Source organism: Curvibacter sp. GW821-FHT01G03 (assembly GCF_059422285.1).
The window spans coordinates 81,687-94,403 of record NZ_JBWKWP010000016.1 but is presented as its reverse complement, the minus strand read 5'-3'; the positions used below and the strand labels follow the sequence as shown (position 1 = coordinate 94,403).

Here is a 12,717-nt window from a genome sequence, read left to right as displayed (position 1 = left end):
CGGACGGTGTCATGCCCTCAGGCGAGCTTGAAAAACCGCACCGTGCCATCAAGGGACTGGGCCTGCTGCTCCAGCGCCTGGGTTGCCGCGGCCGCTTCTTCGACCAGGGCGGCGTTCTGCTGGGTGACCTGGTCCATCTGGCCCACCGCCTGGCTGACCTGGTCGATACCGGTGCTCTGTTCGCGGCTGGCCAGCGAGATTTCACGCATCAAGTCCGCCACCCGGCGCACGCTGACCACGGTTTCGTCCAGCGTGCTGCCGGCGCGTTCAACCTGGGCACAGCCCGCGCCCACATGGACCACCGAGGTGTCAATCAGGTGCCGGATCTCGCGCGCCGCATCCGCTGCCCGGCCAGCCAGTTGCCGCACTTCGCTGGCCACCACGGCAAAGCCACGCCCTTGCTCACCGGCACGGGCTGCCTCGACCGCCGCATTGAGTGCCAGCAGATTGGTCTGGAAGGCGATGCCATCGACCACGCCGATGATGTCGGCAATGCGCTTGGATGAGCTGTCGATGGCCTCCATGGTCTGAATCACCTCGGCCACCACCTGGCCGCCCTGCACCGCCACCTTGGCAGCCGACTCGGCCAGGCGGTGGGCACGCAAACCGCTGTCGTCGTTCTGCCGCACGGCGGCAGCCAATTGCTCCATGGAGGCCGCGGTCTGCTCCAGGGCGCTGGCCTGCTCTTCGGTGCGCGACGACAGGTCCAGGTTGCCGGCGGCAATCTGGCGCGTGGCTGTGGCCATGGCCTCGGTGCCACCTCGGACCTGACCGACCACGTGATGCAGGCTGCGGCTCATCTCGTGCAGTGCCGCCTGCAACTGGCCGATCTCGTCACGGCGGGTCGTTTCGATGCGGCGGCTCAGGTCACCTTGAGCCACATGCCGGGCCAGCAGCAGGGCCTGTCCCATCGGAACGGTGATGTCACGCGTCAGCCAAGCCGACAGACCGACGCCGCAGAACAAGCCCAGACCGCCCAGCACAGCCATCAGCAGGCGAGACTCGTTGCTGGCTTCCAGTACCTCCTGCGCGCTGAGGTCAGCCAATGACTTCTGCAGCCGATTGAGGTGGTTGATGGGGGCTTGCAGGGCATCAAGGGCCGGCAGCGTCTCGTGTTGCAGCAAGGTGGCGGCCTGTTCGCGCTGGCCACTTTCGACCAATTGCATCACGCGCGAAAACGAAGCCACATAGCGCTCGCGGGCCTGCTGCAACGCCTGCATCAGGGCCCGACCTTCAGCCCGGTAGATCAGGCGATCCAGGGCTCCCAAGGCTTCGGTGATGTCGCGCTTGGTGTGCTCGATCCGCTCACGGAGGATGTCGCGCTGAGGCCCCTCGACCCCAAGCACCAGTTCCATGGTGCGTCGCGCGTTGGCCCGGGTGCCCACGTCCACCGCATGGATGGCCTCGACCTTGGCCCAGTCTTTGTCGACCAGGCGTTGATTGATGTCACGCACCTGCGTGAAACGCCATCCGCTGATCAGGGCCATGCCCATCATCATCACCATGAGCAGGCCAAAGCCCAGGCTCAGGCGAACCCCGATCTTCATGTCACTGAATTTGCGCATGCCATCCCCCTGTCAGAGCCGATGCGGAACACCCCGCATACATGCAACGGATGGTAGGCAAGACCGGGCGATTTGCCCCTCCTCCATTGGAACTACGGCGAGCCCTGTCGGCCCCGAATTTGATGTAAATCAAATTTCAGGACATCCAGCCATCAAGCGCTCAGGCCTGTGCAAGACAGCAGGCATGAGGCCTCAGCCCACGCCAAGCTGGCTCTGCGCCAATTCTTGCGTGATGCGCAAGAACGCATCCACCTCCGCAGGGCTGTTGCAATGCAAAGGCGAGACCCGCACCGCGCCCTGCAGGCCGAGGGATTGCAGCATGCGGCGCGAATACAGGCTGGCCACACTGCGTTCGTAGACGGTCACGCCACGCAAGCCGTATTCGTGCACGGCACGAGTGCAGTCCAGGCCGTTCACACCCAACGCAATGATGAGGTCGCGGCGGGTCAGGTCGTCATGGTCCAGGTAAACCTGCACGCCCGCCATGGCCCGCAAGCCGGGCTGCGCCTGGCTGCCCAGCAGCAGTCGGGCCAGCAGGGCCCGCTCGTGCAACGCAATGCGCTCCATGCCGGCCTCGAACAGCGCGCGACGCGACAGCGTCGCCTCTGCCGCAGGCCGCCACTCGGGCAGTTCCTGTGCGGCCTGTTCGCCCAGCCAGCACACGTAGTCGGCCACTTCCTTCAGCACGGCAAACTGCCAGGGCGAAGAGCTGCCCAGGTCCCAGAAGTTGGCGCTCTTGCCTGCCAGCTTGTGGTGGGGCAGCAAGGCGGCGCGATCAGACAACCAGGCCAGGCCCGAGCCGCGGCAGCCAAAAAACTTGTAAGGAGCCAGGTTGATGCCATCCACCGGGGTTTTGCGCAAATCGATGAGCCCATGGGGCGCATGCTGCACGGCATCGACCACGATGTAGAGCTCGGGCTTGATGGCCCGCGCCCGGGCCACGATCTGCTCAAGATCGAGCTTGGCCCCCGAAATGTTGGAGGCATAGATCACGTTGAGCAACACCGTGTCGGTGTCCACCAGGCCCACGATGGCGTCGACATCCACCCCGCCAGTCAGCGGGTTGCTGGGCGCCACCCGCAGTTCGCGCCCGGTTTCTCGGGCATAGCGTTCCATGGCGTCGTAGGAGGATGGATGCTCCAACACCGTGGTCACCAGATTGCCGCCGGGCACGTTCTGCACAATGGCCCGAACCATGTCGAACATGGCAGCCGATGCCGTCAACGCGGCGAAGACGGTGCCGCCTTCGGCCTGTAGCATCATGCGGAAGTCATCCGTGCCCGCGGCCTGAATGGCCTGCAACTCACGCGCCACCGGGTGGATGCGCTCGGTGTTGTCGGGCACGGCATCGATCAGCGCAAAGCGCTCGACGGCCGCCTTGAGCCGGAACGAGCCGCCGGCGTTGTCAAAGTACAGGCGCGGGCGGCCCAGGTGATCGTGCTCAATCTGCAGAAAGCGCTCGCGCACCGCCTGCATCAGCGCGGGCGGGAACAGCAGCCCCTGAGGGTACGCGGCGGCCGTGCTTGTCATGTTCAGACCCCCTTCTTGCTGGGGTTGCGATAGGCCTCGCGGATGGCCTCGGTCATCGGGAAGTTCAGATTGATGTTGCTGGGCGGGATCGGCTGGGTAAACCAGCGGGCGTACAGGCGCTCGATCTCGCCCGATTTCATCAACTGGGTGACGGTATCGTCGACCACCGCCTGGAATTGCGGGTCGTTCTTGCGGTACATGATGCCGTAGGGCTCCTGGCGCAACACCACGTCGTGCAGCATGCGGAAGTCGCCCGGCCGCGGTGCGGTGGCGATCAGGCCGGCCAGCTGCACATCGTCCAGCACATATGCGACAGCACGTCCGCTGGCCAGCAGCAGGAAGGCGTCGGCCGTGTCCTTGCCAGTGATCTCTTGCACTTCGACGTTCTCGGCCCGTTTGTAGGCCCGCAACAGCTGGATCGAGGTGCTGCCAGCCACGGTGGCCACCGTCTTGCCCGCCAGATCGGCCAGGCTGTTGATGCCCGAGTCTTTTTTGACTGCCACGGTGATGCCCGCGACGAAGTGGCTGGGCGCAAAGGCCACCAGTTGCTGGCGCGCCACCGAGTTGGTGGTGGTGGCACAGTCCAGATCCACCGTGCCGTTCTGCATCAGGGGCATGCGGTTGAGCGAAGTCAGGGTGGTGTACTCAACCCGCAGCGCGGGCAACCCGAGCCTGGCTTTCACCGCATCGACGATTTTCAGACAGATGTCATTGGAAAAGCCGATCGGATCGCTGCCACCCTTGGCCACATAGGAAAACGGAATGGAGCTGTCGCGGCTGCCGATGCGGATGACCCCGCTGTCCTTGATCTTGCGCAGCGTGTCAATGTCCTGCGCCGAAGCGGCCTGAGACGCAAGCAGGGACACAAAGGCTGCGCCGAGCAGCAGGGCCCGTGGCAATTTGGCAAGGCGGTTCATGGTGCTGAGACTCCATTCGAGGGAACAGGCGGGGTGGTTGATTCGGTCTCCGCCAACGGTGACGACGGCGGTTGAGTGAATTCTGGTGCGCCCCTCAATTCAAAAAAAGCGATTTTTTGTTCTGCTTTAACATTCCATAAAGAGATTTGAATACGCGCCCGCACCATGATGACCTTCAAGCAACTCGAGGCCCTGTATTGGATCGTTCAGCTGGGGGGCTTTGCCCAGGCCGCCCAGAAGCTGCACACCACGCAGTCGGCCGTGTCCAAACGGGTGCATGAGCTGGAGCAGGTGTTCGACACCCCCCTGTTCGACCGCAGCCAGCGCGCGGCCCGCCTGACCGAGAAAGGTGAAGAAATGTTTTTGCTGGCGCGCAAGCTGCTGAGGGAGCGAGACCTGGCGGTGGAGCAGTTTGCCAAGCCCGAAGTGATTGAGCGGCGGCTGCGCATCGGCGTGACCGAGCTCACCGCCATGACCTGGCTACCCCGCCTGGTGGCCCTGGTGCAAGAGCACTACCCCAAAGTGAAGCTGGAGCCCGATGTCGACGGCAGCCTGCCGCTGCGCGACAAGCTGCTGGCCGATGAGCTTGACCTGATCCTGGTGCCCGATGCGTTTGCCGACACCCGCCTGCGCTCCAAGGTGGTGGGACACGTCGACAGCGCCTGGATGGCCAAGCCTGGCCTGGTCCCCGCTGACACAAGCCGCCTGCACCAACTGGCACAAGTACCTTTGCTGGTGCAGGGCGACAGCTCGGGCACCGGCCGCCTTTATGACACCTGGCTGCGTGATCAGGGCATCGAAACCACCGACGCGATCGTGGTCAGCAACCTGATCGCGCTCACCAGCCTGACCCTGTCGGGTTTTGGTGCCAGCTACCTGCCGCGTCAATGCATGGCCCCACTGGTGGAGCTGGGCATGCTGTCGGTCATCGAGGTGGAGCCCGCCCTGCCCCCTGTGCCCTACGTTGCCATGTACAAGGGCGAGGTGCGCAGCACGCTCACATCGGCCTTGATCATGCTGGCCCAGTCGTGCTGCGACTTTTCACGGGCTTTCCAGGCCGTGCCGGCCTGAAGGCCCGGCACCTGTCCACCGAGCAGACCGGACACACCAGACATGACACCCTGGATTCAGGAGCCTGGGTGCTGCGCCCCATCATCCAGGTGTGCCAGGCTGGCCTCGTATAGCGCGGCCACCAGGTCGCTCTGCGTGACCATGCCCACCAGGCGGTTCTCGGCGTTCACCACCGGGACCTGGTGCAGCCCCTGATCCGACATCAGCGGGACCAGCTCGACCATGGGCTGCGTGTCCAGCACGGTCCGAACCTGGGGGCTCATGATCTGCCCGACCACCTCAGCCTTGGTGCTGTGGCTGAAGGGCGAAGCCTGCAGCAGGCGTTGCAGGCGCCGGCTCAGACCCGGGTAGCGCCGGGCCTGGGCATGGGCCAGAAAGTCGGCTCGGGTGACGATGCCCTGCACCCGCCGCACCCGGTCGAGCACCGGCAATGCCGGCAAGGCGTGGCGCTCCATCAGGCGCCAGGCCTGGCTCAACTCGGTGGCAAACACCACCGACACCACGTCGCGCGACATGATCTGCCCGCAAGTCACCGAGCCGAAGCGACGGCGAAAGGCTTTCATCTCGGTCTGCAGGAACAGCGCCTCCAGGTCATCGCGGCTGATGTCGAGCACCTGGTTGTAGTCCTGCATCACACGGGCCAGGTCATCGGGCCGGAACCCCAGCCGGGCTGAGGGGCGCAGGTCCTCCGTGTGGTGCACGCTGCGGGCATCCGGCAAGGCGGTGTGGGGGTAACGACGGCCCACCGCCTTGTTGTAGAGCACGGCGATGAGCAGTAGCAAAGCCGTGTTCAAGCCCACGGGGGTGAGCACGAAGCCATAGCCAGCCTGATGCACCGGCGCACCGCCCAGCACCGCCGTGAGCGCCACCGCCCCCGATGGCGGATGGATGCAGCGCAGCGCAAACATGGCCGCAATGGCCAGGGCAATGGCCAGCGCCGCCGCCAGCACCGGGGCATCGACGAAGCGCGCACAACTCACCCCGACCAAGGCCCCCACCAGGTTACCGCCCACGATGGACCAGGGCTGTGCCAAGGGGCTGGAGGGCACCGCGAACAGCAGCACGGCCGAGGCCCCCATGGGCGCGGCCAACCACAAGGCGCCCATGTTGGTGCCCAGGGCCCAGGCGCTGATCAGGCCCGTGAGCAGGATTCCGATCAGGGCACCAGCACTGGCGCGCAGGCGTTCCATGGGGTCGACAGGGGATGCGGCAGGCCACTGGCGCTGCAGCCAGCTGAAGAGAGACGTGTTCATGGTGCGGAAAGTAGGCCGACCGTGGGTCGGCAAGTGATTCAAGCCCCGGGCGTGCTTCGACAAGCCCAGCGCCGGGCGACGGATTACATCACAGCGCGATATATAATTTCAAGCCGATTGAAAAGCCCTGAGAAGCCTTGAAAAGCCCCATGACTGCACCACCCGCCCCTGAGCCACTGCACAAGCGCGACTACGAAGCACTGTCCGAATTTCGCTATCAGCTCAGGCGCTTTCTGCGCTTCAGCGAAGACGCCGCCCAATCCGAAGGGCTCACGCCCCAGCAATACCTGCTGATGCTGCACGTGAAAGGCACACCCGGCCGCCACTGGGCCAGCGTGGGTGAACTGGCCGAACGCCTGCAGACCGTGCACCACGCGGTGGTCGCCCTGGTGTCGCGCTGCGAGACCGCTGGCCTGGTGGAGCGCCAACCCAGCGCCACCGACCGGCGCCAGGTGCAGGTGCACTTGAGCGAGGCGGGCGAGCAATGCCTGGAGCGCCTGGCGGGTCGCCATCGGGCCGAGTTGCAATCGCTGTCAGGGGTGTTCCAGGTGGCCCATATTTCAGCCTTCAATGACCACCAGGGCGGCTGAGGTCGACCCTTTTTTTGCCTTTTAAGTTGCATAAAAGATGCATTTGAATTTCACAACCGATCAGGTGCCCAGATGACAAGCCCCCGTGTGATCCCCATCCAGCCAGACACGGCCCAAGACCCAGAGCCGGAAATGGTCTCGCTCTATGCCAGCCAGGCGAAGGTCTACCCGCGCTCCGTCAGCGGACGCTTTGCTCGCTGGCGCTGGGTGATGGTGTGGCTGACCCAGTTGTTCTTCTATGGCCTGCCCTGGCTGAACTGGAATGGGCGCCAGGCCGTGCTGTTCGATCTGGGGGAGCGGCGCTTCTACATCCTGGGGCTGGTGATGCAGCCGCAAGACTTCATCTACCTGGCCGCCTTGCTGGTGATCGCGGCGCTTTCGCTGTTCTTCTTCACGGCGGTGGCTGGGCGGCTGTGGTGCGGCTACGCCTGCCCGCAAACGGTGTACACCGAGATCTTTCTGTGGATTGAGCGCCGGGTGGAGGGTGACCGCCAGGCCCGCATGCGCCTGGACGCCGCACCGTGGTCGGCCCACAAGCTCGGCCGCAAGGCGCTCAAGCAGGCCTTGTGGGTGGGCGTGGCGCTGTTCACGGGCTTCAGCTTTGTGGGCTACTTCACGCCGGTCCGTGTGTTGAGCAGCGAGCTCGCGCTGGGTGCGTTCTCGCCCTGGGAATGGTTCTGGGTGCTGTTCTATGGCCTGGCCACCTACGGCAACGCGGGCTATATGCGTGAGCAGATCTGCAAGTACATGTGCCCCTACGCCCGGTTCCAGAGCGCGCTGATCGACATGGATTCACTGGTGATCGCCTATGACACCCGGCGCGGCGAACCCCGTGGCTCACGCCCACGCAAGGCCGACCCGGCCAGCCTGGGGTTGGGCAGCTGCATCGACTGCACCCTGTGCGTGCAGGTCTGCCCCACGGGCATCGACATCCGCCAGGGCCTGCAAAACGAGTGCATTGCCTGTGCCGCCTGCATCGACGTGTGCGACGACGTGATGGGCAAGATGGGCTACCAGCCCGGGCTGATCCGCTACAGCTCGGGCCACGCCATGGAGCAGCAACTGCCCCGCTCGGCCCTGTTGCGGCGGGTGTTGCGCCCCCGCGTGCTGATCTACGCCGGACTGCTGTCGCTGACCTGCCTGGGCTTTGCGCTGAGCCTGGTGCAGCGGCACGACTTTGCGGTGAACGTGATCAAGGACCGCGGCACACTGGCCCGCCAGGTGGGGCGCGGTGGCATCGAGAACGTGTACCGGCTGCAGGTGATCAACAGCACCGAGCAAGCCCATGAATTCAAGGTGGAGGTGCTGGGCCAGCCCGGGCTGACGCTGGCCAGCGAGCCCGGGCTCAGCGTGCCGGCCACCGGCATCGGCACCCTGGCGCTGCGCCTCAACCTGGAGGCCGGTGAAGCTGAAAGCCATCGGGGACAGGTGCTGCCGCTGCAATTGCGCATCACCCGTGAAAGTGGCCAGAACGGGCCCGCCACGAGCATCACGGAGAAGACCACCTTCGTGGTGCCCCGCTGACCCGGACGGCCCCGGGGCCGCTTTCGCCCTTCAGGGGCGGCGCGGCGCCTTCATGGGGGCGCCGGGGCCTGGGCCCGCACGAAAGCCGCCCCCAGGTTCATGCCCCAGAGGCCCCCCCATGCCGTGAGGACCGGGGCCATGCGGGCCGGGCTGCGTCAACAGATCGAAAATGGTTTTCTGCTTGGCGTCCAGCGTGTCATAGAAGGCCTGGGTGCGCACCTGGCCGGCTTCGAGTTGTTGCAAATGCTGATCCAGCAGGTATTTGTGGTCGCGCAGTTGCGAAATGGCCCGGGCCATGCGCTCCGGTGCGCTCAGCTCGACAGGGGGCTGGCCCTGCGGCACGTGGGCGGCCTGCCAGGCCTGGTGTTGCTCCATGCCTTGCTTCAAGGCCTGCAGCTCAGCCGCAGACCAGGTGTCCCATGCACTCTTCTGCTCGGGGGACAGGCTCAGCTTGCGCTGCAGCTCGCTCAAGCGGAACTGCGCATGCTGCAGCTCATCATGGCGATGGGGCTGCAGGGCCGGTGTCGGGCCAAAGGTGGGCCCCACTGCGGGAGCAGGAGCCGTCTGGGCCTGGGCCAGCGTGAGGTTCATCAGCAGGGCGGTGCCCAGGGCCAGCAGCGAGGGGCTGGATTTTCGAATCGACAACATCTTCAAACTCCCTGAAAAGGTACTGGGTTCAAAGCTTAATGGCCGCGTGTTACCTGGGCGTTAACACTTGCACAAGCTCAGGTATCGATCTCGCAAGGCCGCAGAAACATGGCCCGGAGCCACTCAACCGCGCAGCGCAAAGCGGATCGGAAACTCAACCCAGCTGGCGATCGCCTGATCGCCGCTTCGGGCCGGTACAAAGCGCCAATCCCTGACGGCCCGCATGGCCGCATCGTCGAGCAAGCGGTAGCCGCTGCCTCGGGCCAGGCGGACCTCACCGGGGCGGCCTTCGCCATCCACCCAGACACGCAACCAGACCACGCCAGCGATCCCCTGCTCGCGCATCGCCAGCGGGTAATCGGGCGGCGGGTTGTAGGCGTAGTCGGGGCGCGCGCCCACATGAGGCTCGGTGGTCTGAACGGCCGCGGGGGCGGTGGCGACGGTGGGGGCGATGCGGGGTGCCGGCGCCGACGCGGCCTGCGTGCCCTGCCCCGCCGAGACCAGGGGGCCGGAGGGCGGGCCTTCGGGCATGGCCTGGCTCTGCGGACCCGGGGCAGGCTCCACCTGCCAGGGCGCCTCACTGTTCGCCTGGCGCCAGAATGGCCGCTGCGGAGCACTGGAGGGCCGGGCGGGACGGGTCGCTGGCCTGGGTGGGCTGGACACGGGATTCAAGGCAGCGTGGTTGACCTGGGCCGGTGGGGGCGCCACCCAGACCAGCGCCAAGGGCGCCGATCCCCGTGCGCGATCGACCGGCGCCAATCGGCCCCCAAGCTGAAGCAGGCCCAGCAGCGCCAGCCCATGCATCAGCAGAGCCATGCCCGCCGCCACCCACTCGCGACGCCGTCGCCTCGGCGTCATGCCCGAACCTCTCCGGCCGGTCCTTGCGCTGGCCGCTTGCTCCGGGGTTGGCGCAAGGGCGCCACCACCAGTGCCCCGTGGCGATCGGTGAAGCAGCTCAGGCTGACGCCGTACAGCGCCTCCAGCGCCGGCAGCGCCGGTGCTGTGGCGGGCAGATCGGCCACCAGGCGGCCCTGGCGGATCAGCAGCAGACGGTCAAAGCCTGCCAGGGCCTGATTGATGTCGTGAAGAATGGCCACCAGGGCGTGCTGTCGTGCGCTGGCGTAGCGGTCCAGGCTGTCAAGCAGCTCACACTGCAGGCCCGGGTCCAGCGCCGCCAGGGGCTCATCCACCAGCACCAGGCCCTGCTGGCGGTCCCACAACTGGGCAAAGATGCGCGCCAACTGAACCCGCGCCTGCTCGCCCCCTGACAAGGTATCGAAACGCCGCCCCAGCAGGTGGCCGGCGTGGGCCAGCCTGGCCGCATCCTCCACGATGCGGGCCCGCTGCGGGTCGTGCGTGCGAGCCACCCGCCCCAGGCCGATCACCAGTTCGGTCTGCAGGCCGAAGGCCACATCGCCCGCCTGGGGCAGCACGGCCCGGTGCTGGCTCAGCTCGGCCAGTGGCCAATCGGCCGTGGCTCGGCCCAGGAACAGCACCTGCCCACCGGCTGGCCGACGCTCGCCCGAAAGGAGCTTGAGAAAGGTGGATTTGCCCGCCCCGCTGGGCCCCAGCACGGCGATGCGTTCGCCCGCAGCCACTTGCAGCGAAAAAGGCCCGAAGCGCTGCTCGCCCACGACGAAGGTGGCGGCCTCCAGGGTCAACAGCCGGCTCATGCCATCCGCCCGCGCGCCCCGCGCAGCAAAAACAGAAAGAACGGGCTGCCCAGCAAGGCCGTGAAGATGCCCACCGGGACCTCTGCCGGGATGACCACGGTGCGCGCCAGCGTGTCGGCCACCAGCAGCAGCAGGCCCCCCATCAGCAAAGACAGCGGCAAGACCCGGTGCTGATCGCCCCCCACCCAGACCCGGACCAGGTGCGGGGCGATCAGGCCGATGAAACCGATCATGCCGCACCAGGCTACCGAGAACCCGGCCAGCACGGCCACCAGCACAATGACCCGGCTGCGCAGACGCTGCACATCCACCCCGACATGGGCCGCAGCGGCTTCGCCCAGGGCCAGGGCATTCAGGGCGCGAACGATCTGTCGCAAAGGCCAGGCGGCGGCCAACAACAAGGCCCCCATCAGCAGCACCAGCCCCCACTGGGCCCCGGCCAGTGAGCCCAGAGTCCAGAACGACAGGCTGCGAAGTTGCTCGTCCGTGGCCAGATAGGTGCACAGGCCGATGATGGCGGCAGCCAGGGCATTCAGGGCCACGCCGGTCAGCAGCAGGCCCGAGATGGACCCTGGCGTGATCCAGCGAGCCACACGGTCCAACGTGAAACACACCCCCAGCGCACCCGCAAAGGCTGCCGCCGGCAGGCACCAGACACGCCACGCCAGCGGCAATGCCAGCACCGGGCCCGAGACCAGCACGATGGTGAGGGCCGCTGCGCAGGCGGCCCCTGCACTCACGCCCAGCAAACCGGGATCGGCCAAGGGGTTGCGGAACAGGCCCTGGGTCAAAGCCCCAGCCAGCCCCATGCTGGCGCCCACCAACAGGGCAAACACCGCCCTGGGCAGGCGGATGTGCCACAGCACATAGGCCCCACCGCCCAAACGGGGCGGCGCGTCGGTGCCTGCGCCTGCGGGCGCCAGCAGAGCCCACCAGTCATGCCCACTCACAGGCACGGCGCCGGCTTGGGCGGCCAGTACCCCAGCCAGCAGCAAGGCGGCCCCCAGCACCCGTGCAGGCGACGCCCGCCAGCGCGCTCCGCCCCTTGCCGTCCAAGTGACTGGCGCACTCATGTCTTCATCGCCCGGCCGATGGCCTTGTCCAGCGCCGCCACGGCGGCAGGCAGACGGGGCCCAAAGCCCAGCAGAAACATGGCTTCCAGGGCCAGCACCCGCCGCTGCTGCCCTGCCGGGGTCTGTGCCAGACCGGGCAGCCGAAGAATGCCGTCCACCCCGCCTGCGGTGCTCAGGCCCTGGTCGGTCAGCAGCACGAGGTCTGGCTGGGCCGCAATGACGGCTTCGGGCGTCAGGGGCTTGTAGCCGCTGACGCCGGTGATGGCGTTGCGGGCCCCCACGTAGTCGAGCATGGCCTGGGCACTGGTGTCGGCACCAGCCACCAGGATCTGGTTGGGCGCATGGGCCAGCACAAACAAGACGCGGGGTGGCTTGCCAGCCCGCTCAGCGATCTGTGCCTGGACCCGGGTCCACTGCTGAACCAGCGCTTGCTGCAGCGCCCGGGCTTCGGCCACCCGGCCGGTCAGCTCGCCCAGACGCTGAACTCGCTCACACAGGCCCTCGAAGCGGTGCCTCGCCGGCAGCACCGAAACCTCGACACCGGCGCTCGTCAATTGCCGGATCACGCCCGGGGGACCTGCATCCTCGGTGGCGATGACCCGCGTCGGCGCCAGCGCCAGCACCCCTTCGGCCGACAACGTGCGGGCGTAGCCCACACTGGGCAGCTTCTGGGCCGCCTCCGGAAACAACGAGGTGGTATCCACCCCCACCAGCTCGGCCTGGGCCTGCAGGGCAAACACGATCTCGGTCAGCGCCCCGCCCACACTGACAATGCGCTGCCTGGCCGGCGCGGCACGGGCCGATGATGTGAACCATGCGGCAGCCAGCAAACCACCTTGCAGACAATGGCGGCGTCGGGGGAGTAACCCACCG

The 12,717-nt window shown here is 66.7% G+C and carries 12 protein-coding genes; 3 read left to right on the top strand and 9 right to left on the bottom strand.

Annotated elements, in window-relative coordinates:
- Positions 1 to 17: 17 nt before the first annotated feature.
- From AC07VS_RS21845 to AC07VS_RS21835, 3 genes are all read right to left on the bottom strand, one after another.
- The gene (locus AC07VS_RS21845; RefSeq protein ID WP_494751977.1) at positions 18 to 1,565 is read right to left on the bottom strand and encodes a methyl-accepting chemotaxis protein; all 1,548 of its coding nucleotides are present in this window, start codon (positions 1,563 to 1,565) and stop codon (positions 18 to 20) included.
- Positions 1,566 to 1,757: 192 nt separating this feature from the next.
- Positions 1,758 to 3,095: an aminotransferase class V-fold PLP-dependent enzyme gene (locus AC07VS_RS21840; protein ID WP_494657055.1), complete on the bottom strand. Its 1,338-nt coding sequence runs from the start codon at positions 3,093 to 3,095 to the stop codon at positions 1,758 to 1,760.
- A gap of 2 nt (positions 3,096 to 3,097) precedes the next feature.
- A complete protein-coding gene (locus AC07VS_RS21835) occupies positions 3,098 to 4,012 on the bottom strand; it encodes an amino acid ABC transporter substrate-binding protein (protein WP_492345973.1) in 915 nt (304 codons plus the stop codon).
- A 165-nt stretch (positions 4,013 to 4,177) separates the two neighbouring features.
- Here AC07VS_RS21835 and AC07VS_RS21830 point away from each other — a divergent pair, with 165 nt between their 5' ends.
- The gene (locus tag AC07VS_RS21830; protein WP_492345974.1) at positions 4,178 to 5,083 is read left to right on the top strand and encodes a LysR family transcriptional regulator; all 906 of its coding nucleotides are present in this window, start codon (positions 4,178 to 4,180) and stop codon (positions 5,081 to 5,083) included.
- A 56-nt stretch (positions 5,084 to 5,139) separates the two neighbouring features.
- On the opposite strand, the gene AC07VS_RS21825 is transcribed toward AC07VS_RS21830, so the two are convergent.
- Positions 5,140 to 6,336, bottom strand: coding sequence for an HPP family protein (locus AC07VS_RS21825; protein WP_492345975.1), 1,197 nt, complete (start codon positions 6,334 to 6,336; stop codon positions 5,140 to 5,142).
- Positions 6,337 to 6,485: 149 nt separating this feature from the next.
- On the opposite strand from AC07VS_RS21825, the gene AC07VS_RS21820 reads away from it, so the two are divergent.
- Positions 6,486 to 6,926: a MarR family winged helix-turn-helix transcriptional regulator gene (locus tag AC07VS_RS21820; RefSeq protein ID WP_492345976.1), complete on the top strand. Its 441-nt coding sequence runs from the start codon at positions 6,486 to 6,488 to the stop codon at positions 6,924 to 6,926.
- Positions 6,927 to 6,998: 72 nt separating this feature from the next.
- Positions 6,999 to 8,450 (top strand): cytochrome c oxidase accessory protein CcoG, encoded by a 1,452-nt coding sequence (ccoG, locus tag AC07VS_RS21815; protein WP_492345977.1) that lies wholly within the window; start codon positions 6,999 to 7,001, stop codon positions 8,448 to 8,450.
- Between the two features lie 30 nt (positions 8,451 to 8,480).
- Here the strand turns inward: ccoG and AC07VS_RS21810 are convergent, their stop codons facing one another.
- From AC07VS_RS21810 to AC07VS_RS21790, 5 genes are all read right to left on the bottom strand, one after another.
- Positions 8,481 to 9,098: a hypothetical protein gene (locus tag AC07VS_RS21810; RefSeq protein ID WP_494751976.1), complete on the bottom strand. Its 618-nt coding sequence runs from the start codon at positions 9,096 to 9,098 to the stop codon at positions 8,481 to 8,483.
- Positions 9,099 to 9,221: 123 nt separating this feature from the next.
- Positions 9,222 to 9,956, bottom strand: a complete 735-nt coding sequence (locus AC07VS_RS21805) for an energy transducer TonB (protein ID WP_494751975.1) — start codon at positions 9,954 to 9,956, stop codon at positions 9,222 to 9,224.
- Complete coding sequence (locus AC07VS_RS21800; protein WP_494657059.1) at positions 9,953 to 10,771, bottom strand: ATP-binding cassette domain-containing protein; 819 nt, start codon at positions 10,769 to 10,771, stop codon at positions 9,953 to 9,955. The genes AC07VS_RS21805 and AC07VS_RS21800 overlap by 4 nt, the downstream gene beginning before the upstream one ends.
- Positions 10,768 to 11,844 (bottom strand): FecCD family ABC transporter permease, encoded by a 1,077-nt coding sequence (locus tag AC07VS_RS21795; RefSeq protein WP_494751974.1) that lies wholly within the window; start codon positions 11,842 to 11,844, stop codon positions 10,768 to 10,770. Before AC07VS_RS21795 ends, AC07VS_RS21800 begins: the two co-directional genes overlap by 4 nt.
- Entirely contained in the window at positions 11,841 to 12,674 is an 834-nt protein-coding gene (locus AC07VS_RS21790) for a heme/hemin ABC transporter substrate-binding protein (protein ID WP_492345982.1), read from the bottom strand. The genes AC07VS_RS21795 and AC07VS_RS21790 overlap by 4 nt, the downstream gene beginning before the upstream one ends.
- Positions 12,675 to 12,717 lie beyond the last annotated feature (43 nt).

Bases quoted from the DNA above. Each gene is read 5' to 3' on its own strand.
- AC07VS_RS21845 (WP_494751977.1), bottom strand. From the start codon at position 1,565: ATGCGCAAATTCAGTGACATGAAGATCGGGGTTCGCCTGAGCCTGGGC.
- AC07VS_RS21840 (WP_494657055.1), bottom strand. From the start codon at position 3,095: ATGACAAGCACGGCCGCCGCGTACCCTCAGGGGCTGCTGTTCCCGCCC.
- AC07VS_RS21835 (WP_492345973.1), bottom strand. From the start codon at position 4,012: ATGAACCGCCTTGCCAAATTGCCACGGGCCCTGCTGCTCGGCGCAGCC.
- AC07VS_RS21830 (WP_492345974.1), top strand. From the start codon at position 4,178: ATGATGACCTTCAAGCAACTCGAGGCCCTGTATTGGATCGTTCAGCTG.
- AC07VS_RS21825 (WP_492345975.1), bottom strand. From the start codon at position 6,336: ATGAACACGTCTCTCTTCAGCTGGCTGCAGCGCCAGTGGCCTGCCGCA.
- AC07VS_RS21820 (WP_492345976.1), top strand. From the start codon at position 6,486: ATGACTGCACCACCCGCCCCTGAGCCACTGCACAAGCGCGACTACGAA.
- ccoG (WP_492345977.1), top strand. From the start codon at position 6,999: ATGACAAGCCCCCGTGTGATCCCCATCCAGCCAGACACGGCCCAAGAC.
- AC07VS_RS21810 (WP_494751976.1), bottom strand. From the start codon at position 9,098: ATGTTGTCGATTCGAAAATCCAGCCCCTCGCTGCTGGCCCTGGGCACC.
- AC07VS_RS21805 (WP_494751975.1), bottom strand. From the start codon at position 9,956: ATGACGCCGAGGCGACGGCGTCGCGAGTGGGTGGCGGCGGGCATGGCT.
- AC07VS_RS21800 (WP_494657059.1), bottom strand. From the start codon at position 10,771: ATGAGCCGGCTGTTGACCCTGGAGGCCGCCACCTTCGTCGTGGGCGAG.
- AC07VS_RS21795 (WP_494751974.1), bottom strand. From the start codon at position 11,844: ATGAGTGCGCCAGTCACTTGGACGGCAAGGGGCGGAGCGCGCTGGCGG.